The 24074-nt window shown below is 39.7% G+C and carries 21 protein-coding genes, 1 tRNA gene and 1 pseudogene; 5 read left to right on the forward strand and 18 right to left on the reverse strand.

The window, feature by feature from the left end; genetic code table 11:
* Positions 1-19 precede the first annotated feature (19 nt).
* On the reverse strand, positions 20-1762 hold the full coding sequence (locus tag P4S61_RS04775) for a vWA domain-containing protein (protein ID WP_259399561.1): 1743 nt from the start codon (positions 1760-1762) through the stop codon (positions 20-22).
* A gap of 197 nt (positions 1763-1959) precedes the next feature.
* Between P4S61_RS04775 and P4S61_RS04780 the strand changes: the two are divergent.
* Positions 1960-3182: pseudogene (locus P4S61_RS04780) on the forward strand (MFS transporter).
* Positions 3183-3190: 8 nt separating this feature from the next.
* On the opposite strand, the gene P4S61_RS04785 reads toward P4S61_RS04780, so the two are convergent.
* Positions 3191-4084: an AraC family transcriptional regulator gene (locus P4S61_RS04785; RefSeq protein ID WP_145241227.1), complete on the reverse strand. Its 894-nt coding sequence runs from the start codon at positions 4082-4084 to the stop codon at positions 3191-3193.
* A 310-nt stretch (positions 4085-4394) separates the two neighbouring features.
* Here P4S61_RS04785 and P4S61_RS04790 point away from each other — a divergent pair, with 310 nt between their 5' ends.
* Entirely contained in the window at positions 4395-4913 is a 519-nt protein-coding gene (locus tag P4S61_RS04790) for a carboxymuconolactone decarboxylase family protein (protein ID WP_182758143.1), read from the forward strand.
* A gap of 28 nt (positions 4914-4941) precedes the next feature.
* Here P4S61_RS04790 and P4S61_RS04795 read toward each other — a convergent pair whose 3' ends face one another.
* The 14 genes from P4S61_RS04795 to P4S61_RS04860 all read right to left on the reverse strand — a co-directional run bounded on the left by P4S61_RS04795 (position 4942) and on the right by P4S61_RS04860 (position 17610).
* Positions 4942-5349: a GFA family protein gene (locus P4S61_RS04795; protein ID WP_182718283.1), complete on the reverse strand. Its 408-nt coding sequence runs from the start codon at positions 5347-5349 to the stop codon at positions 4942-4944.
* 87 nt (positions 5350-5436) lie between these two features.
* Positions 5437-5685 carry a TIGR03643 family protein gene (locus tag P4S61_RS04800; RefSeq protein ID WP_145241233.1) on the reverse strand — a complete coding sequence of 83 codons (249 nt, stop codon included), beginning with the start codon at positions 5683-5685 and terminating at the stop codon, positions 5437-5439.
* A gap of 50 nt (positions 5686-5735) precedes the next feature.
* Complete coding sequence (locus P4S61_RS04805; protein ID WP_182758142.1) at positions 5736-6113, reverse strand: VOC family protein; 378 nt, start codon at positions 6111-6113, stop codon at positions 5736-5738.
* A gap of 83 nt (positions 6114-6196) precedes the next feature.
* On the reverse strand, positions 6197-7192 hold the full coding sequence (locus P4S61_RS04810; protein ID WP_145241236.1) for a fatty acid desaturase: 996 nt from the start codon (positions 7190-7192) through the stop codon (positions 6197-6199).
* An 808-nt stretch (positions 7193-8000) separates the two neighbouring features.
* Positions 8001-8516, reverse strand: a complete 516-nt coding sequence (locus P4S61_RS04815) for a hypothetical protein (RefSeq protein WP_182739800.1) — start codon at positions 8514-8516, stop codon at positions 8001-8003.
* Between the two features lie 315 nt (positions 8517-8831).
* The gene (locus P4S61_RS04820; protein WP_182739801.1) at positions 8832-9131 is read right to left on the reverse strand and encodes a type II toxin-antitoxin system RelE/ParE family toxin; all 300 of its coding nucleotides are present in this window, start codon (positions 9129-9131) and stop codon (positions 8832-8834) included.
* Positions 9119-9376, reverse strand: coding sequence for a type II toxin-antitoxin system Phd/YefM family antitoxin (locus P4S61_RS04825; RefSeq protein WP_145241243.1), 258 nt, complete (start codon positions 9374-9376; stop codon positions 9119-9121). Before P4S61_RS04825 ends, P4S61_RS04820 begins: the two co-directional genes overlap by 13 nt.
* Positions 9377-9831: 455 nt before the next feature.
* Positions 9832-10179 (reverse strand): DUF413 domain-containing protein, encoded by a 348-nt coding sequence (maoP, locus tag P4S61_RS04830; protein WP_337117869.1) that lies wholly within the window; start codon positions 10177-10179, stop codon positions 9832-9834.
* A gap of 321 nt (positions 10180-10500) precedes the next feature.
* Positions 10501-11013, reverse strand: coding sequence for a hypothetical protein (locus P4S61_RS04835; protein WP_182758139.1), 513 nt, complete (start codon positions 11011-11013; stop codon positions 10501-10503).
* A gap of 365 nt (positions 11014-11378) precedes the next feature.
* Positions 11379-11930, reverse strand: coding sequence for a cytochrome b (locus P4S61_RS04840; RefSeq protein WP_145235009.1), 552 nt, complete (start codon positions 11928-11930; stop codon positions 11379-11381).
* 502 nt (positions 11931-12432) lie between these two features.
* A complete protein-coding gene (locus P4S61_RS04845) occupies positions 12433-12894 on the reverse strand; it encodes a GNAT family N-acetyltransferase (RefSeq protein ID WP_145235007.1) in 462 nt (153 codons plus the stop codon).
* A gap of 187 nt (positions 12895-13081) precedes the next feature.
* Positions 13082-15517, reverse strand: a complete 2436-nt coding sequence (locus P4S61_RS04850; protein WP_337117871.1) for an ABC transporter permease — start codon at positions 15515-15517, stop codon at positions 13082-13084.
* Between the two features lie 87 nt (positions 15518-15604).
* The gene (locus P4S61_RS04855; protein WP_182732533.1) at positions 15605-16342 is read right to left on the reverse strand and encodes an ABC transporter ATP-binding protein; all 738 of its coding nucleotides are present in this window, start codon (positions 16340-16342) and stop codon (positions 15605-15607) included.
* A 17-nt stretch (positions 16343-16359) separates the two neighbouring features.
* Positions 16360-17610, reverse strand: a complete 1251-nt coding sequence (locus P4S61_RS04860; RefSeq protein WP_337117872.1) for an HlyD family secretion protein — start codon at positions 17608-17610, stop codon at positions 16360-16362.
* Positions 17611-17954: 344 nt separating this feature from the next.
* Between P4S61_RS04860 and P4S61_RS04865 the strand changes: the two genes are divergently transcribed.
* From P4S61_RS04865 to P4S61_RS04875, 3 genes are all read left to right on the forward strand, one after another.
* Entirely contained in the window at positions 17955-19304 is a 1350-nt protein-coding gene (locus P4S61_RS04865) for a sigma-54-dependent transcriptional regulator (protein ID WP_337117873.1), read from the forward strand.
* Positions 19301-20596, forward strand: coding sequence for a sensor histidine kinase (locus tag P4S61_RS04870; RefSeq protein ID WP_337117874.1), 1296 nt, complete (start codon positions 19301-19303; stop codon positions 20594-20596). The genes P4S61_RS04865 and P4S61_RS04870 overlap by 4 nt, the downstream gene beginning before the upstream one ends.
* Positions 20597-20823: 227 nt before the next feature.
* Positions 20824-21207 carry a DUF1842 domain-containing protein gene (locus P4S61_RS04875; RefSeq protein WP_145234995.1) on the forward strand — a complete coding sequence of 128 codons (384 nt, stop codon included), beginning with the start codon at positions 20824-20826 and terminating at the stop codon, positions 21205-21207.
* Positions 21208-21668: 461 nt separating this feature from the next.
* Here P4S61_RS04875 and P4S61_RS04880 read toward each other — a convergent pair whose 3' ends face one another.
* Together P4S61_RS04880 and P4S61_RS04885 are read right to left on the reverse strand one after the other, a co-directional pair.
* Positions 21669-23606, reverse strand: a complete 1938-nt coding sequence (locus tag P4S61_RS04880) for a BspA family leucine-rich repeat surface protein (RefSeq protein ID WP_337117875.1) — start codon at positions 23604-23606, stop codon at positions 21669-21671.
* Positions 23607-23901: 295 nt separating this feature from the next.
* Positions 23902-23986, reverse strand: a tRNA-Leu gene (locus P4S61_RS04885).
* Between the last annotated feature and the right edge of the window lie 88 nt (positions 23987-24074).

Genomic DNA, 24074 nt, shown 5'->3' on the forward strand with positions numbered 1-24074 from the left:
ATATTTAAGTTGATTGGTATCACAGTGCCGCAGCATTATTAACGAGTTGCACAAACTCACTACGATAGCCAAATGTGTCTATGCCTTTGTTAGCGGTTGCCAATTTAGCGCAATCTTCATACTGCCAGTCTCCGATATATTTTGCACCTTTTAATAACTGCGCAAAACCAGCCACTGCGGCGGCAAATTTAAAGTCTTGGCTGGCTTGCGATAAAGGCAGCTCACCTTTAGGTGTTGCAACAGCTTGAGTGATCAACTTACTTTGCTCAGCGTCAGGCTGTTTATAACGCACTTTTACAAAGGCGAGTTCATTGCTGGTAGCCAGTTTTTTGTCTTCTTTAGATTGGTAACGCAGCTCATCAATTTGTTTACGATCTGAGTTGGCTAAGGTTATTTCATACAGCGCAGTCACGCTATGCCCTACCCCTAACTCTGCGGCATCGACCTTATCGTTATTAAAATCTTCATTAGCGAGTACGCGATTTTGATAACCAATTAAACGATATTCAGCCACCTGCTGTGGATTGAATTCCACTTGAACTTTTACGTCTTTGGCAATAATTTGCATGGTACTGCTGAGTTCATCGACCAGTACTTTGCGTGCTTCGTTTATGTTATCTATGTAAGCATGCTGGCCGTTACCTATATTCGCCAGTTGCTCCATTAGGCCATCATTATAATTACCTTGGCCAAATCCCAAAGTAGTTAAGGCAATCCCCGTCTTGCGCTTAGATGCCACAAGCTCTGTGAGTTTATCGATTGATTGGGTGCCCACATTAAAGTCGCCATCAGTGGCTAGAATCACCCGATTAATACCTCCTTTTTTAAAATTTTCGGCCGCAATTTGATAAGCCAGTTCAATACCTTGCTCGCCATTAGTTGAGCCGCCTGCTGCCAGTTTATCTAACGCGGCGCTGATAGTTTGTTGATCATTGCCTTTCGTTGCTGGCAAAACCACGCCTGCGGCACCGGCATACACGACAATGGCAACTGAATCATTTTCATCTAATTGTTTAGTTAACATGGTTAAACTGGTTTTTAATAAGGGTAACTTATTTGGTGCATTCATAGAGCCAGATACATCCAGTAAAAACACTAAATTCGCTGCCTTTAAATCGGCTTTTTCAATCTCAAAACCTTTAATGCCAATTTTTAACAGTTGCCGATGCTCATTCCAAGGAGCTGTTGCCATCTCGGTATGAACATTAAAAGGTGTAGCTATGCTATTGGGTGCACTGTAATCGTAGTCAAAATAATTAATAAAAGCTTCTTCACGCACTGCGTCATTAGGTGGTAATTTCCCCATATTGAGCATACGCCGAGTATTGCTGTAACTGCCCGTATCAACATCAATTGAAAAGGTTGAAACCGGTTCAGTACCAACTTGTTTTACTGGGTTTTGCTGGGATTTTAAATAATTTTCACGATCTTGCTCTGACACTACGACTACATCATCAATTGGAGTCCGTGGCATCGGCTGTAGCTGTAATTCAGAGCGCGGCATAGCAACGCTTTCATGCATCATTCCTTGTGGCATTGCCGTATATCTTACGGCATGTTGCATCTGTATTTTTTGAGCTTGCAGCTCCAATTGCTGCTCATCGGTTTGATTAATTGGCGCCGCGTTGTTTACTTGGCTTTGTTGTTTATCAACCTCATGTGGCGCACTTTGCTCACAGCCAGTTAAGCTAACTATCACCGCAAGGCTCAACATAGTTAAACGTAAATTAACCTGCTGGGCATTAGTAATCTTGTTATTCATAAAGTCACCTTGTTATCTATTAAATTCGTAATTAGTAAGGTTATTAACGGATGACTATAAAAAGTGGGGTTAATTATTTTTAAAATACCCTGCTGAACAAGGAATTGTTAAGAATAAGTTATTCAAATTTAAAGAGTAATCAGCTGGCAATTTAATATCAACGTCAGTTGCGTTGGGGTATAATTACGCTACCTGCCATCTACTTGGTGACTTTAGTTTTGTATTCAACTCCAATTAAACGGACTTTATTTTCCACTGCGATTTTAATTTTAGGCATTATTTTTATTGCCGCTAACTTACGCGCCCCGTTACAGGGCTTGCTCCTGTGCTTGAGCAAATAATTTTGACCTTTAACTTAAGCCCTTCGCAAGCCGGTATGCTCACAACACTGCCGTTAATTGCCTTTGCTTTAGCCAGCCCGATGGCGGCAAGTCTTGCTAAAAAACAAGGCTTAGAAATATCACTGTTTATTGCGCTTATTCTGATTGGTTTGGGCTTGGCTTCGCGGCTAATTGACTCTATGCCAATGCTTTACTTAGGTACAGCAGTCATTGGCATCGGTATCGCAATTGGTAACGTACTGTTACCGAGCTTAATTAAACGCGACTTCCCACATAAAGTGGCAGTGATGACCTCTACTTACGTACTAGCAATGGGAATTTTTGGTGGTAGTTATGCCGCGCTTATTATTCCGCTGGCTGAATATAAAAGTATCGGCTGGCAATTAGCCCTTGCTTGTTATGGCTTACTTACCCTAGTGAGTATTGTTATTTGGCTACCACAGTTAAAACTTCATACTAAGCCAACAAAAGATCTACTGGCGAGTGTCAACACCAACAAAGTATGGCACGAGGCGCTTGCGTGGCAGATTACCTTACTGCTGGGATTAAATTCATTTTTTACCTATATTATGATTAGTTGGTTGCCGAGCATTTTGCTTGAAGGTGGCCATACAGCTCAGCATGCGGGTGCGCTACAAGGTGCCTTTCAAGTAGCGTCTGCAGTGCCTGGCATTATCTTAATACCACTGCTGGCAAAGCTTAAAGATCAACGTATTTTAACCAGCTTGTTAGCACTAATAGCCGCAACATGCTCACTTGGGCTGCTCTATTTACCTGAGTTTGCCTCTTTGTGGGCAGTCACCTTAGGATTTTGCTCAGGCGCCTGCTTTATTTTAGGTTTATCGTTTATTAGCTTACGTACTCATGACACCCGTCAGGCTACATCACTTTCAGGCATGGCACAGTGCTTGGGCTATTTACTTGCCGCCTCTGGGCCGATTATCGCAGGCTCATTACATAGCTACTTTGGCAATTGGACAACCACCTTATGGTTATGTGCTTTTGCGAGTGCATTGTGCGCCGTATTTGGTTATTTAGGTGGACGTAATATCACCATGAGAAGTGACAGCAATACCTAACTACATGCCTAAATAAATGCATTGCTTAAACGCAATGCATTTATATCTTTAAGAGGAGGACGACCGAAAAATCGGGTGTACTCTCGGCTAAATTGTGAGGCGCTTTCATAGCCCACTTGCAAAGCAGCCGTATTCGCATCAAGGCGCTGATTCAGCATTAATTGCCTCGCCTCTTGTAAACGTAAATTCTTGATATATTGCAAAGGGCTGAGTTTAGTCACTTCTCGAAAGTGCTGGCGAAACGTTGATTCACTCATATGCGCCTCAGCAGCTAAGTCAACTATCGAAAAATCATCTTTATAATTTTGTTTTAACCAATATAAAATTTTAGCTATTTTTTGACTAGCGGATCCTGCGGTTACTATTTGCCTTAATTGATAACTATGTGGGCTTTGTAATAACCGAAAAACAATCTCCTCTTGGATTAAAGGGGCTAGTTGCAAAAGCAGCTTAGGCTCGTTTAATAATTTAATCAGCCTATTTATAGCATCTAAAAGGCCCTCATCAGCATCGACTACCGACATAGCGCATTGACGAGCTACACAATCTTGAGATGAAAAATCCATATTAGCAACTGCTTGACCTAAAACTTTACTGTCGATACATAAGTGCAACCCTAAAAAAGGGCGTTGTATAGACGCTGAAGTAATATGGCTTACAACTGGCACATCAACAGAGGCAACTAATGTTTGTCCTTCTGCATAATCATAAATATCTTCGCCCAAGGTAACACGCTTGCCACCTTGCACAGTTATGCCTAAACCAAGCCCATAAACACATGGCATAGGCTCAGACACATTGCTGCGACGTACTAATTTAAGCGCATCTATCTGAGTGTTAAAAATACCATCGTGTGTAGCAATTGCTAACACGGATTCGGTTAAGGTCTGTTTACTAGTCATCGCGTTTTAATTTGATCTCATCATACTTTAATCAAAGCTTAGCACTAAGCACACTCATAAATATTAAAAACAATCACTATCTGTTGTTTTAGGCAAAAAACACATTGGTTTTAACAAACACATTTAGCCATTATCAGTAATAATAAATATTCGCTCAGGCATATTAATGCGCTGACAGGTTATCACTATAAAAACCCAAATAATTCACTTCTCTACGCACTATTTTAAACAGCAAATTAAGCAGCCTAAGGTAAAGCTTACCTACTGCGATATTTTTGCTTTTTAACAATTTAATTTTTAAAGAGACATTATGCTTAAAGTAAATAACCACACAAAATACCCGTTTGTTGCAGCTATTGCCGCACTTGCAGCAATGGGGGAGTTATATCGTCTAAAAAACTTGTTGAACGAAGCCTTAGATAAAGGACATACCATTGATGAGCTTAATAGTGCATTTTCTTATATGGTTACCTACATTGGTGCCCCTCGGGCGTTAAATAGCCTAAACGTGCTAAAACAAATATGTTTGCAAAGACAGCCAAATCGTACAGCATTGGTTGAGCAAGAAATTGAACACCTATCCACGACTAAAATAAACAGCGCCCAAAGCAGGCTTTCTCATCACTGTTACTTGGCAATAAAGCTGGGGGCATTGGCAGTGGAAGATAATTTTCAAGCTCTGCTTCAAGCCCATTTAGTTACATGTCTTGATTCGCAATTTGAAGCAGCACACATAAATGCCGTGATCAATTCACTGGCTATTAAAGCAGATATAAACGTAGCAATGCGCGCTAATTTATCTTTTGCAAAATTGTTAGAGCGCGCATAGTAGTAATATACATTACGAAATTAGACGCTTAAGGCACAGTATCAAAGCCAGTTATAGTGTTTAGCTCTTTTAACCAAGATGGGCTTGAACGACACCAAATTTGTGCTTTAGGAATAAGTTGCTCACGCTGCTCAATAGCCCCAATACGTAGGCCATAAATTTTATCGCCATCACCGACTGACGTTGCATACAAAGAGGTGCCGCAATTGCCACAAAATCCCTGTGCACGCTTATTACCACTTTCGGCTGTTTTTATATATTCTTTCGGCGCAGCTGCAGTAAACGTAACCGCGTTAGGATGTGATATAACCACAGTTCGAAATGGGGAACTTGCGATAATTTGGCAATCAGTACAATGACAATTTATTACTTTATTTTCATCAACTTCAGCATGGTAAGTAACCTCACCACAATGACAACGTCCGGTAATTTGCATTTAAGATCCCTACATAGAATTTTAACTAACTAAAGTGGTATCACTTTACGCCAACTTCCCTTGTATTTTCAACAAACGTTTAGGTCATTAACGGTTTTTATACTGGGTTTTACAGTGGCTGCGCATAATAGCGGGATTGCGTAATTTTAAATGTTTTGTTGTACGGCCAGCATGGCGCTTGCGCCAGACTTTAAACGAACCCGATGAGATATTGTCGCGCATAAAACTAACTAACTGGGAATGATTTAAACCATAAAGGTTTTCAATGGCTTCAAATGGCGTGCGATCTTCCCATGCCATCTCGATAATTCTAGACACTTGGCTACTATCAAACATAACAGACTCTTTTACAAAATATCTTTATACCCGACATAGCAAGAATACGATCAATCTGTAATTTCAACTCGCCATGGTGGATTCAGCCGATTACACCCCGCCCAATAAAGTTTAATTTTATTGTCTGATGGGTCTTTTAACACAGCTTCTCGCCATAAATAACGCTGCTCGGTGATCACTGATTCAAACTCAAAGCCCTTAGCTTTTAAGGAGGCGACCCACTTTTCTAGTTCTGCGCTTTCAAAATATATAACCGCGCCATTACTAAACACATCATCGGTTAATAATAAAGAAAATGTAGCTTTATTTGGGCACTCAAAGCGTGAATAATGATCCATTTTTACAATTTGTGTAAAGCCCATGGCCAGGTAAAATTGATTTGCTTTTTCGATGTCACAGACGGGTAAAGTGATTTGATTAAGGTTCATAGTCGTTACCTAAATATTGAGTTAGATAACGACTTTAAAACCTTAACTTAACTTGAGGTCAATTAGTAATTGGTATCTTGATATTAAGAAGCTTGATAGCGATTTGCTTGTTTGATACTAGCAAAATCGTTAAAGCGAACACCGTGTTTTTTCATTACCTCAAGCACTTTCTTGCTGATCATTTGGCGTAAATAAAACGGTTGATTCGGCACAAAGTGATGAATTGTATGGGTATGGCCAAAGTTAAAACAAAACAAGTTAAACGGTGCAAACAAGCGACTCGTTATAACATGCGTTTGCTCCAGCATGTTATTAACGCCGCCATAGTAATGCATTGATGAAGTCACAAAATTTAATGAGCTTGAACGTACAATATTAGGCACAATCAACACCACCATTAAAAACTCAAACACCGCCATAGTGTCCAGCAACAACGCCGGCGAATTAGCCGCAAGTGGGGTAAATAAATCAACTAAATGGAACACAATTACGCTGTATAAAATAGCAAAGTACGCTGTGGTAACCGGAAACCCTGCGTTAAATACCTTAAAAAAGCTAAACCCTTTGATTTCTTTACTAAAACGTTTAGCGTTAATTAACAAGCCGAGTAAGCCATCAACAATTACCAACGCCCGTAACAATGGCTTTTTAATGCCATTACCCACTAAGCGCTCTTCTAAGTCTTGCTCAGTACCCGACACTTTATGATGATGTAAATGCATTTTACGGCGATACCATGGGCTAATAGTATTTGGGCGCATTAGCCACACTGTTAGCATCATAAAGTTATGTAGAAAAGGCTGGTTACTAAAGTACTGTTTATGGATCAGGTCGTGTTCAAGCTCGTGGGAAATTGACGCTGCAATGGCTGCTAAAATAATACACAGCCACGCAGGGATAATAGCGAAGTAATAAAGTGCACCAACCCCAATTAACGCACTGAGTGATAATAATAAAATAGCCATCCCGATAGTATTCTGATGGGCTAATAACGGGTGCTTTTGACGAAGCTTAGCTTCTTCAGCTTTAATCGCCTTAACAATGGCTTGAATATTTTCCTTGGCACTTAACGTGGTCATAAATAGCAACTGATAATCAAAGTTGCGCAAATGATACCCGAATAAATAAAAAGCTGCTAGAGCAACGAGCAACGAGCAACGAGCAACGAGCAACGAGCAACGAGCAACGAGCAACGAGCAACGAGCAACGAGCAACGAGCAACGAGCAACGAGCAACGAGCAACGAGCAACGAGCAACGAGCAACGAGCAACGAGCAACGAGCAACGAGCAACGAGCAACGAGCAACGAGCAACGAGCAACGAGCAACGAGCAACGAGCAACGAGCAACGAGCAACGAGCAACGAGCAACGAGCAACGAGCAACGAGCAACGAGCAACGAGCAACGAGCAACGAAAAAATAAAAGTGCCGTTAATTTAAGTCAAGCATGTTTTTTTAATATAACTACAATTGGTTAAGTTAGCCGTAGCTAAATCGACTTAAATTAAAATAGCAGTCTTTTGACCTGTAAGAATTATTATGGCGACAGAGTGTCATGAACGGACGTTGCCGATCCTAATTGCTTGTTATTAGCATTTTAATTCTGGGATCCTGTTATATAAAGCTTCTCTTACTCTATCTTCTAGTTCAAACGCTTCAGCTTCCCACGGTTGATATTTAGAGCATGAGTAATTTGAATCACTAGCTGACAAGTTGGGATAGCTTTTGCCTTTTCAGAGACTATAACCTTCGCATGGTTCCGTCGGCAGGTCTTTCTTTTTGACTTTTATAATAAAATGCAAGATGTAAGACCTGATGCTGTTTTTCTTCGATATGGCGCGCGGGTTTGCAGTCTCAGCCCAAATTGTTGGGCGAACATAATCGACTTGTTAGAGTTTTTTTGCCAACTTATTATGAATTGCACTGTATGACGTCTCTAGTCTTTTTAAATGCTTACTGACATTTTTCCATTCCCAAACTAAAAAAGACCCAAACTCTGGATAAGTATCCTGCCACTCTTTTGCTTCCTTTTTATCTCTTGCATGAAGCGAAAACAACACGAAGTAATCTCCTTCAATAAAAATATTGAAATTGATTGTGCCCCAGCCATCTGCTGTATATCTATAGGTAGCACCATCACACTTATCTGGAACCAAATCATGTTTCTCAATGTAAACCTCCCCACCAGTGTCAGAGTAGTGGAGAGTCAAGTTGATATCTTTACACCTAAAGTCATTCTCAGATAGTTTGAAATTAGCATATTCATTCAAATCCTTCCGATTAGAAAAAATTTGTATTTCTTTATCGAAATCTGAATAAGCTTCGTAAATAAGAACATCATCTTCAAAGATAAGATTAAGAACCTTTGGTAGTTCTGAAATTGGAATTCCGTTTACAAGAGACATACAGAAAACTCTAACGAGGCTGTAGAATAACTCGTTTTTAATTTATTTTTATTGATGCATTAACCATAGCCCAGTTGCTATTTTGATTCAATCGACAACTGGCTTTCACGTAAAATATAAAAGACGATTTGCTGCTGTTTTAATTGGCGTTTTGGAAGGTCTGACAAGTGTTTGAGTGTCTTATTTTAGGCGGTAAGTGCCTAGCCTTATCAGTACATCTTGATTACAGGATATGAACCGCCCACTGCACTTACTGTAAATAATAAGCGCATATGGGTGATGTTGAAAGAGCTCAGGCTACCCGATTAGTGTAAGCTACATTTGCAACAAGAACTTACGTAAATCACGCTCTTGTCTCATTATGTGTAAAATAAAAATCTTATCATTGTCTATTTTGTAAAATATACGACAAGGATTAACTATCACTTCACGGTAATTCAGATTTGATAGTTCAATCGGTGTTTTCCCTGATTCAGGGAACTCTTCAAGGCGTTCAACTTTAGCAAAAATTTTCGCCACCAACTTTTTAGCTGACAGCAAGTTACTCAATGCAATATATTCAGCGATATCGTTTAGATCTTCCAGAGCAGGATTTGTCCAGATTATTTCAGCCATTTATTCATTTTCTCTTTAGCTTCAATATTAGACATAGTTTCTCCTCTACTTATTGCCTGCTCGCCTTTAGCTAACGCCTCAAGGATTTGCATACGTTTTTGCATGAATTCGAAGTCATCAACATCAACAAGATACGCTGACGGTTGCCCATGTTCGGTGATTAATACGGGCTCTTTAGTTAAATGCAGTTCAGATAATATTTTCGTCGCTTGGCGTTTCAATGTTGTTACTAACTCTACTCTCATAATAACCTCCACAAAAATGTATCACTATAGTAGCACTGAGTAAGCAATTTAGGAAACACGCCTAACGAGCATGTAGATTAAAATTAAACTAAACTAGACTGACATATTCGATTGAGGAAACCAGCCCTCTTGAGTAGTGCCATGATGAAGTTAACCGATGAATGTCTCGGCTCTGGCATACTGCTTCGCTCTACCTTCTAAATCCATTTGGTCGTAGTGCCCCAGCGACCCCAAAAGGATATGGGAAAAACCTGGCTGCGATGAGATCGCAATAATCTATTACTGCGTAACACGCCTATATGTGTTTGCCGTAAGCAACTTGCTTAACAGCCATATCGACAGACGAAGTAAACGAATTTGTTTATTGATTTAAAATTGACCGTCCATTTATAAAAACGGTCAGAAAGAATACTAGTGCCTATTGACAGAGTTAAGGCTCATATGTGTTATATGCTCTATCTGGAAAAGAAAACATATTCACCTGACTCTATTGGTGGCCCTTGCCAACCCCAATCAACTTTTATTTTATCGTTGATAATACTTGGATTGTCTCTTTCAAATTTTAAACGACAAAGATACTTAAACCATACAGATTGAATTGAACCACCCTTATCACGATTGCTAAAATAAGAAAGCATTTCCTTCAAATTAAGTGCTCTGAAGCGCTGACACTCTTCTACAAATAGCTTTTGACCTTTGGTTTCAGGATTAATCTGATTTGACGCAAGAGCGCTTAACCATGCTCCATATTTATTAATAATTTCAAGCTCGGCAAGTGTAAACACCTCTGTTTTACATTGCATGCTATACGGCTTATTAATTAATGCACGATGCTCCTTTGAATATGAGACCTTCTCATATTTTTTCGGAGAACGAGTTTCACTTGATTCACAATTGCTAGCCTGTAGCTGATCAGGTTTGTTTTCTTTCCTCTGAATAAGAAAAAGAAAGCAATAACGACTACAAGTCCAATTATCAATGTGACTTCTATATTCATATCGAAACTCTAAGGCTATCGTGCCAACGTCCGCATAGTGGGCTAAAAATTGTTGGCTATAATTAGCGACGAAGGAGCAAAAAACCAACAATTTTTTGTCCCTGTTAATGCGTTTGTTAGGGCTTCACTACTCGTTATAGGCATTGAAAGTCTCGATGAGCTTACTTGAAAGAAGGTATTTTTCATGCATGATTAGCTTAATAGCAAGCTCATTACCTTCTAGCCTCATTTTATTTTGAAGGTTTTCAAGTTTAACGAAACGACTCACTGTTTCATTTTCCACGAGCGCAAATACTTTCGCCGGAAGCCTCGACTCATTAACCGAAGTAATAATGGAGTTGTCGGGGTAAAAGTAAATTTCAGAAACTTCATGTTCAGAAGGAGTAACACACTTGAATGAGCCATCAGGAAGCTTTATGACAACATGACCCGTAAGTTTAAGGACTATCTTCCCAAGTTGAGAAAATGACCAACCAAATTGGATATCACCGCTGTTTGTCTCTAAGAATTTTAGAACGTTGTTGTAGCACTCAACCTTCTTACTACCACTGAACGGCTCAATAGAAACTCGCTCAACCGTTGATATACCAAGTGAATTCAAGAATTCATAAGGCAAATCTTTTGGTATCAAATAATCCACAAAACCCTCCTTGCAGCCCTAACAATTTTATAGTGCGCGAAGGGCGGATCTTTCTACTCCGACCACACTCACATTAATACATTACACAGTTTTAACAAATTAGCTAAGGTATTACTATCACTAAGTTTTCTATTATCTTTAAGCAAAGCTAAATGAAACAATATACGCGCGCCGCTCATATCCTTGAATATGTGCGCAAACAACAGTTTGAGCACTTAATTAGCTATTATATTTAGTCAATTTCAATGTCTGGCTATCACTCTTAGCCGAACTTCGTCAAAGTGGCAATAGCGTTAAGTCAAACAGAAAGTAGCAAAATTAAAAAAGGGAGACTGAATCTCCCTTTTTTAAATTTTTATTCGCTGTTATTTTTTCGGCAAACGCATTCTTGCAACCGTATTATCAGATAAAACATAATGGTGGAATAAGGCGGCGGCTGCATGTAATCCAATCAAGTAATAACCAACTTCCCCTGCGGTTTCATGCAGCTCTTTGATGGTTTTAGCCAAGTCTAAATCTTTACTGGCCAATGGCGGCAGCTCTAGACCAAAAAACGGAATTGGTTTGCCTGCCGTGCTCAAAATTAACCATCCAGCAATAGGCATAGCAAACATGAAACCATACAAAATAACATGCACTAGTTTGGCGAGGTTATTTTGCCACTTAGCTGGTTCTGGTTTTATATCAGGAGCCGAGCCACCCACTACGCGAGCAATTAGCCTAACGCTTACTAAAGCTAAAACCGATAAACCAAGCATAAAATGCCACATTTTAAAGGCATCTCGGGTTGTAGTCCCTTTGTCGAATAATTCGCGCAGTTCAATGCTTGCGTAAACAGCTACAATCAATATGAACATAAGCCAATGCAAAGCAATGGAGAGCGTATTGTAATGAGTTGTCGTGTTTTTTAAATTCATAATGCCTCTCGAAAAATGAAATTATACCAATCGTGTTAAGTTACTGACCATTTATAGCGACAGATAAATACAGTAATAACAAGGCATAAATTTTGACATGTAGTTGTTCTACTTGAAAAATTATAACGCAGTTAGCGCTTTATTTAGCTCGCTAGAATGGTTAAATATTTAAGTCGATCGGTGTTACATGGCTACTCATCAACCTACCTCTTATGTTTTGAGAGCTTGAAGAGGTAACCTCTACCCTTGTACGTATTAAATACTCCACATACAGTAACCTATCGTTACTAAGTATTTAGTGATCTAAAACATAAAATTTGTATTTCAAAAATCATGTTTAAATATGTTTGGTTAAGCGTAAACAGTAAAACTTAAAATAAACTTAAGTGATTGGCATAACAAAATAACAACCGTTGGTTACCTTTCGATAAGTATTTGCTAGTTAAACTAATAATTGAAAAGAAATTGAATTTACAACGTTTTTTACACTGTGGCTTTTGAATCAAACAATGCCAGTTCGAATCATGGCCAGCTTTTCAATACCGTGATCGGGCGTCCATCTTTTAAACTCAACAAAGTCATGCTTTTTATATAACTTAATAGCGGGCTCGTTAACTACTGCGGTTTCAACTATCGCTGTTGATGCTGTTTCAATAAAGTTAGTTAACGCATAGCGGATTAACTTATCGGCGATGCCTTTTCTAAAATGCTTTGGGTCAACCGTTAAGCTATTAATTTCTAATCGCTCATTGATAATTACCAGTTCAATAACCCCTGCAAGCTGAGTATCGTCATAAAATCCATAAAAAAGCGTTTGCGAATTGTGTATATCATTAACAGTGCGCGATAAAGGCGGAAAATTCTGCGTACCTATTAATTCAGCTTCTATTTTATAAGAGCGTTGAAAGGTGGTGTAAATTTGCTTTGCGACTGCCTCATTTGCATTATCTAACTTTGCAATCATTGACTGAAATCCCTGTTGTAGCATTTTTAGTTGTATAGATTGCAGATAATAACATTCAGCCCGTACCATATTTATAATTATTATTAACTTATCAACGTGCCAAATTTTATAAAGTGTTTTTAAAAGAGCTAGTTGAAGGAGCTGATTTAAGCCTTTTACTCAATCAGTCCCTCCTAAACTACACACTTTACTGTTGTAATCCTTGTACACCGTAAATTGCAGGGCGCTTTAGCTGGGCACTTAAAGGTAAATAACACGCCAGTGCGCCAAGGCTAATTACAAACAATAAAGTCATGAATAACATACCAAGCTGCATAATTTGCGGTACTCCATCCGCAATCAGTTGTAGTGGTTGTTGTAAAGCCAGCAATAACGCAATACTGAGTATTATACCCGTTACGATTACGCTGCCATTTTGCTTAAATACTAACAAAAACAATGCCAGTGGCTTTGCGCCAACACACAAATGAATACCAATTTCAGCACGCCTTAATAACACTGAGTAGCGCATAATACCTATCAAACCAATACTGGTTAAGGCAATAGTGGCAGCAATGATCATCAGCGTTGTCGCCGATACTACATATTGACGAAACAGTGCTGTATCGCGCTGTGCATTTAATGGCGCTAATTGATGAACTGATAAGCCTGAATCAATAGATTGTAATAAGGTGTTAAGCGTATTTTTTGTTAAGTGCTGAGCATTTTTAAACTCGATAATAAATGAATTATAACCAGCACGAGTCAAATAAGCTTTAGGCTCAAGCGACGTTTTCCACGGTATAAGCATTGTTTTAACTATGCCTATTATTACTAAATCATTTTCGCGCCCTGAAGTTATATCAAAACTCAAATGCATGCCCAATGCATTACCATCATTTGATAATTTTTCTGCTAGTACATCATTAATAATAATAACATTCGCATTACTTTTAGTATCCTCGTTTGTAAAACCACGTCCTTGTAATACGGGTTGTTTAAGTAATGAAAAATACTGCTCATCAACTGATTTACCATAAGGTAATACGTTTTGATTGCTTGCTACCTCAACCAATGACCAAGTAATTAAATTATCGTTTATAGGTGATGATGAACGACTTACTTGCCTAACCTCTGGCAGTAAAGCAAGCTCGTTAGCTACTTGCTCTAATAGCTGATTTGCTTTGTCTCTATCAGCCGCTACATGGCTTGCTACATTAACCTTTAAACTCGTTAATTGCTCAAGTGGCAGTGTGAAAGCCTCGTCAATATTACTTTTATTAACGCTAAAAACTAAAAAGTTAATAAACAATAATGTACACGCTACAGCTACTTGAAAAGCGACCAAGCCTTGCCATACGCGCTTGCCCACCTGCACTGTCGTCCCTTTACCTGCTGACTTTAAACTACTTATCAGTTGTTGGTAATTTACTATTCGCGTACATAAAAAAGCGAACAGCGTCGTTAATATTAAGCCGCTAACCAGTGTGATAAGGAATGATACTGCTTTAATAGAAAGCTCATTGGCGCGCGGTAATATTGCCATGGCAAAATCGCTTAAGGTTGCTAAAAAAATCGCCGCTAACGCAAGGCCTATTATACTTGCTAAGCCTATTAGCAAGGCAATCTCCAGCCAAAACTGTTTAAACAAAGTAAACCGTGTTGCGCCCAGCGCCGCACTCAGTGCTAATGTGTGTTTACGCGCTGCAGTTCTTACAATAAACACGTTACTAATGTTTACACAGGCAATAATAACCAACCCCGTTACAGCTAAAATGAGCCAATAAATATTCTGCGGTGTCTCTTTTAATATTACTGTTTGCAAGGTGTTTAGCTCAAGTTCGATATGCCAACCTGCAAAGAATGCTTCGGTCGTAATATGCTGTTGCCATACATCATCCACATACTGCGATAACCTTTTACTCGCCTGCTCAATGCTTACATCGCTTGGTAATTTAGCCACAAAATGGCTGCGCGAGTAACGGTTCCACCAAAATGGTTTAGCCTCTGCAGAGGTTAAATTATAATCCCACGGCAACCATACGTCAGTGACCTGCCCTGTTTTGATAAGTGCAGGCGATTTAAAGTTGGCTGCAGCCACACCTATAATTTTGAATTGCTGAGCGCCCACACTAAGTGTTTGACCTATTATGTTTTCTTTACTGGCAAAGTCATTTTGCCATGTTCGATAACTTATAACGGCAACGGGGTTAAAACTATCAAGAGCTTCGGTTTGCGTAAAACCTCGTCCTAAATGTAGCTTAATTGCAAACATTTCAAACCACTGAGGGGTAACAAATGAGGTGTTTACTATGGGTAAGCCCGCTACATCATCAAGGCGTTGTTCACCGTAATACACCAACGCAGCTTGCTCAAATAATCTATGATTTTTATATAAATCAATCAGTGCAGGGTAATTAAAAGCGCGGGTATTAAGCGCCCCGGTTTGGTCTATTTGAGCATATTCAGCTTTTACTAACCGCATTTGCTCAGGGTATGGCAATGGTTTTAACAGCATAATATAGGCAAGTGTTAATACAGTAATTAATGCAGCTAAAACAATACTTAACGTCGCTACAACACTTAAACTGTAAACTTTATGATTAGTTATATTAAGTAATGCATTTTTTAAATTATAAGTCATTATGGCACTCCGTTAAGTTATCCCTTAATAGCCATTGACGTTTTATTATTTTTGGATATTCCATTTTACTCTCACTAAACAGGTTATTTAAGCACTTAGCTGATCTTTTATACCCACAGCCCCTAGCATCTCACCATCCAATAGCTTTAGTTGCCTTGTAGCCATATCACAGTAACGCGGGTCATGTGTCACCATGCAAATAGTGGTGCCGGCTGCATGTAGCTCACTTAATACGTGCATAACTTGATCTCCCGATTTTGAGTCTAAATTACCCGTTGGCTCATCAACTAATAATATTGCCGGTTCAGTCACCAGCGCTCGGGCTATCGCCACGCGTTGCTGCTGTCCACCAGATAATTGGTTAGGTTTATGACTCATACGATGCCCAAGCCCTACTTTTTCAAGGCACGCTTTTACTTTTTCAGCAATCATTTGCTTGTTTGGTTTACAGTGGTGATAACGCAGTGGTAATGCCACGTTATCGAACACACTTAACTCATCAATTAAATTAAATGATTGAAAAATAAATCCTATTTTTGCATTGCGAATTTCAGCAGCCTGATTTAGCGAAAGTGCAGAGACGTCTTTACCGTCAATTAAATATTCACCGCTGGTTGGCATATCAAGTAAACCCAATAATGAAAGTAATGTTGATTTACCACAGCCAGATGGCCCCGATATCGACAAGTATTCACCGCGATAAATACACAAATCAATACTACGCAGTGCATAGGTTTGTAACTCTTGGGTTTCAAATACCTTACTAATTCCTTTCATTGCTAATACGACATCGGCTTGGGTGTTCGTTATTTTTTGCTCTGTCATTATTTTTATCCTGTTCATTAGTTAATTAGAATTTCGCTATTGCTGCGAGTAAGGTTGGTTAAATCTGAAATAATCAATTGCTGATCTAACTGTGCGCCGCTTAGTATTTCGATAAAGCGCCCAGCCTCGCGACCAAATTTGATATCAACCAAGTGCGCGCTTTGCTGCTGTGAGTTTACCTGATACAGATCTCTTACACTGTGCGGTTTTACGTTTGCTGGGCGCTCGATATAAGTAACATCTTTTAGCTGTGCGACCTTAATATTGGCATCGACAGTTAATTGCGGCCGAACATTTTCAGGGAGCTCTTTAGGCAACGATAACTCTACCTCTACTGTATTATTACTCACCACAGGGCTGATGCGTGACACCTTTGCCATAACAACACCGCGGCGTGTATCTACTTCTGCGAGCTGCCCTAACCGAATATCATCTACTTGATTTTGTGGTACTTGAATAATTGCAATTAACGAATCAACCGAGCCGATAAGCGCAATTTCTTGCCCTGCATTTACGCTTTGCCCAAGCTCAATCGGTAAACGCTGTAATACCCCATCCATTCCCGCTACTACAGATAGATTGGCCAATTGTGTTTGTGCCATAACTACTAACCCTTGTTGCTGTTTAATTTGCTCAAGCTGAATGTTTTCAGATTCTATGTGTACGGCTTTTAGTTGCTCTGAACGTTGCTTAGCTATTGCTAATTGCTGGCGAAGTTGTTGCTCGTCTAACATGCTACGCTGATAATTAAGCGTTGAGACTATGCCCTGTTCAACCAAACTGGTTTCAGCTTTTAATTTTAGTTTGGCATTTTCGTAAGCGGCATGGCTTTGTGCCACATGAGAGCGCTCGTTTAATAACTCGCGAGTATTGTTTAATCTTAACTGGCGTAAGTTAGCATTGAGTTTATTAAGTTCTTGCTGCGCATTTTCGAGCTGTTGCTCAAGCGCTGGATTGGCTAACTGCACAATCACTGAGTCACTGGTCACTATTGCGCCTGGTTTTAATAAAATAGCCTGCACAGTGGCCAACGTTTTTGCCGTAAGCAATTGCTGCTGCGCAGATTTAAGTTCACCATAACCTGTAACCGTAATCGCAAGCGCGCCTTGGCGTACATCACTAATAATAATATTACTGCGCGATACTGACACACCTACTTGACTGCTGCGCTGATAAATCACTGCCACAATTAAAATAACAGCCAGTAATAAAATTAGCTTATGCCAAAGCGATAACTGCTTGACTACTTTTGTTTTTACTATGTCCATATTGCACCGCATTATGCTTTGTATATCTAAGCTATAGCGAAACACGTGCCAACATTAAAAATCAATAAATACAAACAATTACAAGTATGTACTATTTAAAAATTCTTATTGAGCGGCGATACCGGACTCCTCAGTATCAATTTGAGACTGACCCTAGTTAAAGGCTTTCACTTCGACAGACACGCTAACCCAAAATCGGACGCAAGCAGTCCGTAATCGGACTGGAACACCTACTGAAATCACCTTTAAATAGCTAACAAGCTGAAATACAAAAATAAAATCACTGGCATAGAAATCGCTATACGCTACAATCAACCTGTGCTTATTCACCTATTTGGAAGTTTATGCCTGCCACTATTTTGATCATTGAAGATAGCCCCGAAATCCGCCTAAGCGCGCGCTTTATTTTAGAAGATAACGGCTACCAAGTGCTCGAATGCGACTCACCTTTTAGCGCGCAAGCAGTAGTTAAAGATAGCCAAGCGATTGACCTTATTTTGCTCGATATGAATTTTACCCGCGACACCACATCAGGTGACGAAGGTTTGGCGTTTTTACAGCACTTACATAAACAACAGTTAGATATCCCTGTCATCGCAATGACTGCGTGGTCGAGCGTAGATCTAGCGGTTCGCGCTATGCAACACGGTGCGTGTGACTTTATTGAAAAGCCATGGCAAAACCAGCGCTTATTAAAGTTGCTCGTTCAGCAACTCACACTTAAAAAGTTAAACAAACAAAATCAAAAGTTGCTGCAACAGCTTAACGATCATGCCTCGCCTGCATTTGTGTATCAGTCACACGCTATGCAACAACTGATAAGTCAGTTAGCTAAGGTAGCTAAAACCGATGCCAACATTTTACTAACCGGTGAAAATGGTACGGGTAAGAGCCAATTAGCACAATGGCTTCATCAGCAGTCTACGCGCCATACACAACCGTTTATTGCAGTGAATATGGGGGCTATTGTTGAATCGTTATTTGAAAGCGAAATGTTTGGTCATAAAAAAGGCGCGTTTACTGATGCTAAAAATGAGCGCATTGGCCGCTTTGAACTGGCCGATAACGGCAGTTTATTTTTAGACGAAATAGCCAATATACCACTACCACAACAAGCAAAATTATTACGGGTACTCGAAAGCCAAGAGTTTGAGATGGTTGGCGCGAGTCACACTAAAAAAACCAATGTACGCTTGATCAGTGCCACCAATGGCGATATTGCCACACTGATAAAACAAGGCCAGTTTAGAGAAGATTTATACTATCGGATAAACACTTTGGAGTTTGTAATACCGCCACTACGCGAACGCATTGAAGATATAGTGCCTTTGTGCGAGCACTTTATAAATTTACATGCTAAAAAATACTCAAGCACCATACTTACATTGAGTGAATGCGCTAAACATGAATTAAACCACTATACTTGGCCGGGCAATGTACGCGAGCTAAGCCATGTGATTGAACGGGCAATATTGTTAGCAACAACCGACACATTGACCGCCGATGACTTAAACCTGCACAGCAGTCAAATCAATAACACATTACCACTAATGACACTAGAGCACGCAGAGCGCCAATTAATTGATTTAGCCCTCAAGCAGACCCAAGGCCATATTCCTAACGCCGCTAAATTATTAGGTTTAGGTAAATCTTCTATGTATCGTCGCCTTGAAAAATACGGGATTACCGTATGAAAAGCAGTATGACACTTAGTTGTCTTTATCACTCATCGCTGGAACGCAGTTTAATTGGCTTTGCATTTTTTAGTAGCACTTTAGCAGCGTTGGGGTGCTATTTTATTGGCCAATATTTTGCTTTATCTGTTGTTACTTCTGCCGTTATCTCAATCCTATTTTTAGCTATTTATCTTAAGCTGTTTATTCGTACCTATAAAAAAGTGATCAACAGCTTTAACCGCAATTACGCCCACCTAGATGCCATTTTAAACGAAGATTATAACCAGCTCGTTAAGCCCAGCTATCAGGCGGGGAGTATTCACCAATTACAACAAAGCTTGATTGAGTTAAGTGAAGAGTTATTTAAAAAAGAAGTCGCGATACGATCAGCATATTTTTTGGTGTACCAATTAATTGAGCATTTTAATGTGCCGATCATGGTGCTCGATCAATATAATAAGCTCAGTTATGCCAATAATGCGTTTAGCGAATTTAAACAGACTCAATGGCAAACCTTACGCTATGCAAGCGCTGAACAATTAGGGCTTACAAAGCAAGACGCACATTGGCAATTTAGCGATGTTATTACAGCCCAGCAATGGCAAATACGCCACAGTGAATTTATAGAGCAAGGCAGCTGTCATCAACTTATTGTTATGATCGACATCACCTCAGCCCTTCGCGAAAGCCAACTGCAAGCATGGCAGCAAATTATTCGCGTACTCGGTCACGAAATTCGCAACTCACTCACACCAGTTACTGCAATGGCTGAAAATCTCGCCGTGAAGCTCACCGAACCACGACAAATACAAGCACTTAATGTTATAAGTGAGCGCTGTAATTATCTTAATGAATTTGTCACGCGCTATGGCGATATAAATAAACCACTGGCACTTAATATAGTAGCAATAGACACCGACACATTTTTAAAACAAGTGTGCGCAATATACCCTGACGTTGCATTTAGCTGCGTAACAGACGCCGCAACTTTTAAGGCCGACCGCACGTTTATTCATCAAGTCATGATCAATCTAATAAAAAATGCCATCGAAGCAAGCACCCCGCCCGTTAAAATAACATTAGGTGTGTATAAGCAAGGAAAAGTAAGCTGCATCACCATTGATGATAACGGCCAAGGCCTTGCCAACCCCGATAACATATTCGTGCCGTTTTACACCACTAAACAACAAGGTCAAGGGATTGGTCTAAGCTTTTGTCGCAACGTGATAGAGCAGCATCATGGTAGTTTGAGCTTAGCGAATAAAGAAAAACACCAAGGTGCAGTCGCAACAATACTATTGCCAGTGTAGCTAGCTTCGAAAAGAAATACTAAAAAGAACATTTAGTTTAATCAGCGAATACTTTGTAAAAGCAGCCCCTATTCTAAAAAACAACGATAAAAAAACCTAAACGCCCTCAAACTCAACTTCATGTAATACGCTGTAATATGTCTTTTGTGGTGGTCATTCTACACTTTCACTCGGTTACTGAGTAACCATATAACAGTGCGAATGCAATCTACAAAAGGAACAAGAAAATGTCTGATGAAAGCTTATATCTCGTTAAATTACAATTTCAATCTGGTGTTGTTGGTGGTGGCTCTATGGAAATTCAGTTTGCTGTAGATCCAAAAACAGGTTCATTAAATGGTCGAGCAAATGGCAGCATCCAAGAAGGAACGCAGCATTCACCTCATTTCACCGCTAGCGCATCAGGCCATATGCATGCAACTGGCTATAATGATGTAACTAAAGTTGGCGCGCTAACAGGTCAAGCAGTGGTGTCTTTTCCACCACCTGCAATTGGTAGTTACCAGTCACCTTTTACGGCAAGCTTTGGCGTTGATAATCAATGGAATGGCAAAGGCAGTTTTTCAGTGGGTGATAATACCTACCAATGCAAAGTGACTCTAATTGACTAAATAGAACATAGTTTGCTCTACTAGATTAAATTAAGCGGCGTATAGTAACTTTGAACGTCGCTTAGCTCTCACCTGTTTAGGTTTTCTTGGCTCACGTTTTAACTAAAGCTGAAGGTAAACAAGTCCGCACGACTACAACTATATTTAAAGTATCTGTTGATTTAATACTGAGCAACTTGCTTCTATTTGATAAGTGCGCTGAAGAACAGTGTGAATTTGCTTTACGACTGTCCTTGTATGCATTACCTAGATTTTTAATCAATAAGTTAAGTTCTCTGCCAACTTGTTTTATGGCTCAACTTATCATGTATCGCGTTTTTAAAAGGCTTATTACCGTAACTCATAAACACTAGATAAATTTACACTTATATAATATAGAGCTTATTAACCATGCACTTCTGTGATGCAAGTAAATGCTGCGATGCTCTAAACATAGAACAACACAGCTTACTGGTTAAATGCTATTGTACTAATCCGCCATCAGCAATATTCCATTCATGTATGTTAGTGAGAATATCGCGTCCAGTTTTTCCAGCTTCAGAATACTGGCTATTACCAGCATGAAAACCAATTTTTAGCGGTGGAGTCGATAACTTACTCCAGCCATTGAGTAGAGCATCGTAGTTTTCAACCGACAATGCAATCCCTTCAAACATGCTACGCATATCACTGAGGTTAGAAATATCCCAATCACTTAAGTTCTGATCAAATGAAACCGCATTGCGAAACATACTGTTCATATAGGCAACGTCGGACACATTCCAGCGGCCAATGTCTTGATTAAATGCTGATGCACCATCAAACATATTGCCCATATAAAATACAAACCCAACTTTCCAATCACCTAAGTCTTGATTAAATGACACTGCATTAGCAAATAGTCCTGTCATCCTATAAACACCGCCAACTGTCCATCTGCCTATTGGTTGGTTGAATTGACTGGCATTATTAAACATGCGTATCATGTCTTTTAAGCTCGCTGTATCCCAATTGCTAATATCTTGATTAAAGTTCGTTGCACCATCAAACATATGCCCCATTCTTACGACACGAGACACATCCCAGCTTTCAAGAGCTTGATCAAATAAAATAGCACCTTGAAACATACCGGTCATATCAGTAATAGTAGAAACATCCCAATCGTTTATGTCTTGATTGAACGATTGCGCATACGAAAACATGTAAGAAAGATTCGTGACGTTTGATAAGTCAGGTGTATCTAAGGCATTAATAACAAGGTTAGAGCAGTTTATAAATGCACGCTCCATTGATGACCAACGAATATCACCCCACTGCTCTATGGTTAATAATTTGTTCCAATCAGCTTGCGTTTCATCAAAGTAAAAACGTGGGAAGTCACCACTTATTTTAATAGTATAGGTTCCGCTGGTGTCGTATGTGTGGGTAATTGTATTAACAACATTGCGGTCGATAGTGCCATCGCCCCACTCTATCTGGAAGTTATAACCTTCACCTTTCGTTGCAATTTTAATTGTATTAGCATCTGTTGAGAACAGTTGTGTATTATCCGTTTTCCAGGTTGTGATAAATTCACGAGGTATAACCACCTCAACAGTGCGCTCAATACTTGCCGTGTTTCCTGCTTTATCTGTTGCAGTATAGGTAACTATGTATACACCTACGTTATTAACGTCAACCTCACCAAATACTGTCGCACTGATTGCACCATCAAAGTCATCAAGTGCCGACGCCCCTTGCTCTGAGTACTCTTCATTTAAGAATAACTTAATATACTCTTTACCAATGAGAGTAAGCAGCGGTGGCGAGATGTCTTTAGCCTCAAATACTGTCACTTTTCGGGTAATTGAACCCGTATTACCAGCGGAATCGACTGCAGTATATGTAATTGTGTAGTCGCCGGGCGTACTTTCGTCCACTGAGCCTGAAATAGCGACACTGACTGTTCCATCCACATTGTCTTGTGCTTGCGCCCCTAGTTCTTGGTATGATTCGCCCAGCTCAAGAGAAATAGACTTTTCACCATTCAACGTTATAGTTGGCGCTTGTGTATCGTCGGGTGCAACCACTGTAATTGTTCTAATTACACTTGAAGAGTTTCCCGCGCTGTCAGTAGCAGTGTATGTAAACGTATATACACCAGCTTGATTAAGGTTCAAAGAGCCTGACACGCTAACACTTACGCTACCGTCTTTATCGTCTGAAGCAGATGCACCTAACTCTTGGTAGCTATTGCCTATATTGAGCGTAATAGCTTGCGAACCGTTTAAAGTAATAACAGGCGCTGTTATATCTAGGTTTGAATTAGTTCCTGTGTCAGATTTTTCTGCACTACCAGAGCCACCGCCACAAGCAGATAATGTAAACAGAATGCACAAAATAAAAATATGCTTAAAGATAAATAAGCGATTAGTCGTCATTTTTTTCCTTTAAAATGCCTCAATGTACGAACTTTGAGTAAGGGTAAGTAATAAAGTAAAAATATATTTAGGGCGCGCATTCTACTATACCCACAATAGGTAATCTGTATTTATTTACCAATAGACTATTGTTGATAAGTTTTTTAATCAGCATGAGGGAAAGTTAAAACGATGCGGATTGGCTAAAAAAGCTATGGTTCATCGTCAAATATTGGTTTGAGTGGCGCTCGAGTCCGCATTTCACTTTTCTATAGGCATAAAAAAACCCTTGCTAAAAAGCAAGGGTTATCAAAAGTGGTACCAGCGGCCGGACTTGAACCGGCACGCCTTGCGGCAGGGGATTTTGAATCCCCCATGTATACCAATTTCATCACGCTGGCATCATTTTTCTTTAACCTTCTAACATGAGAAGATAAAGAAAAACCACTTTAGAGCTAGGACTTATCAAGCTGTCTTTGTCTCTATGCC

Origin of the sequence: Pseudoalteromonas sp. B160, assembly GCF_037162485.1 — a bacterium.
Lineage (GTDB): Bacteria > Pseudomonadota > Gammaproteobacteria > Enterobacterales > Alteromonadaceae > Pseudoalteromonas > Pseudoalteromonas rhizosphaerae.

Coding starts and splice junctions, on each gene's coding strand:
- P4S61_RS04775 (WP_259399561.1), bottom strand. CDS start 1,762: ATGAATAACAAGATTACTAATGCCCAGCAGGTTAATTTACGTTTAACT.
- P4S61_RS04785 (WP_145241227.1), bottom strand. CDS start 4,084: ATGACTAGTAAACAGACCTTAACCGAATCCGTGTTAGCAATTGCTACA.
- P4S61_RS04790 (WP_182758143.1), top strand. CDS start 4,395: ATGCTTAAAGTAAATAACCACACAAAATACCCGTTTGTTGCAGCTATT.
- P4S61_RS04795 (WP_182718283.1), bottom strand. CDS start 5,349: ATGCAAATTACCGGACGTTGTCATTGTGGTGAGGTTACTTACCATGCT.
- P4S61_RS04800 (WP_145241233.1), bottom strand. CDS start 5,685: ATGTTTGATAGTAGCCAAGTGTCTAGAATTATCGAGATGGCATGGGAA.
- P4S61_RS04805 (WP_182758142.1), bottom strand. CDS start 6,113: ATGAACCTTAATCAAATCACTTTACCCGTCTGTGACATCGAAAAAGCA.
- P4S61_RS04810 (WP_145241236.1), bottom strand. CDS start 7,192: ATGACCACGTTAAGTGCCAAGGAAAATATTCAAGCCATTGTTAAGGCG.
- P4S61_RS04815 (WP_182739800.1), bottom strand. CDS start 8,516: ATGTCTCTTGTAAACGGAATTCCAATTTCAGAACTACCAAAGGTTCTT.
- P4S61_RS04820 (WP_182739801.1), bottom strand. CDS start 9,131: ATGGCTGAAATAATCTGGACAAATCCTGCTCTGGAAGATCTAAACGAT.
- P4S61_RS04825 (WP_145241243.1), bottom strand. CDS start 9,376: ATGAGAGTAGAGTTAGTAACAACATTGAAACGCCAAGCGACGAAAATA.
- maoP (WP_337117869.1), bottom strand. CDS start 10,179: ATGCAATGTAAAACAGAGGTGTTTACACTTGCCGAGCTTGAAATTATT.
- P4S61_RS04840 (WP_145235009.1), bottom strand. CDS start 11,930: ATGAATTTAAAAAACACGACAACTCATTACAATACGCTCTCCATTGCT.
- P4S61_RS04845 (WP_145235007.1), bottom strand. CDS start 12,894: ATGATTGCAAAGTTAGATAATGCAAATGAGGCAGTCGCAAAGCAAATT.
- P4S61_RS04850 (WP_337117871.1), bottom strand. CDS start 15,517: ATGACTTATAATTTAAAAAATGCATTACTTAATATAACTAATCATAAA.
- P4S61_RS04855 (WP_182732533.1), bottom strand. CDS start 16,342: ATGACAGAGCAAAAAATAACGAACACCCAAGCCGATGTCGTATTAGCA.
- P4S61_RS04860 (WP_337117872.1), bottom strand. CDS start 17,610: ATGGACATAGTAAAAACAAAAGTAGTCAAGCAGTTATCGCTTTGGCAT.
- P4S61_RS04865 (WP_337117873.1), top strand. CDS start 17,955: ATGCCTGCCACTATTTTGATCATTGAAGATAGCCCCGAAATCCGCCTA.
- P4S61_RS04870 (WP_337117874.1), top strand. CDS start 19,301: ATGAAAAGCAGTATGACACTTAGTTGTCTTTATCACTCATCGCTGGAA.
- P4S61_RS04875 (WP_145234995.1), top strand. CDS start 20,824: ATGTCTGATGAAAGCTTATATCTCGTTAAATTACAATTTCAATCTGGT.
- P4S61_RS04880 (WP_337117875.1), bottom strand. CDS start 23,606: ATGACGACTAATCGCTTATTTATCTTTAAGCATATTTTTATTTTGTGC.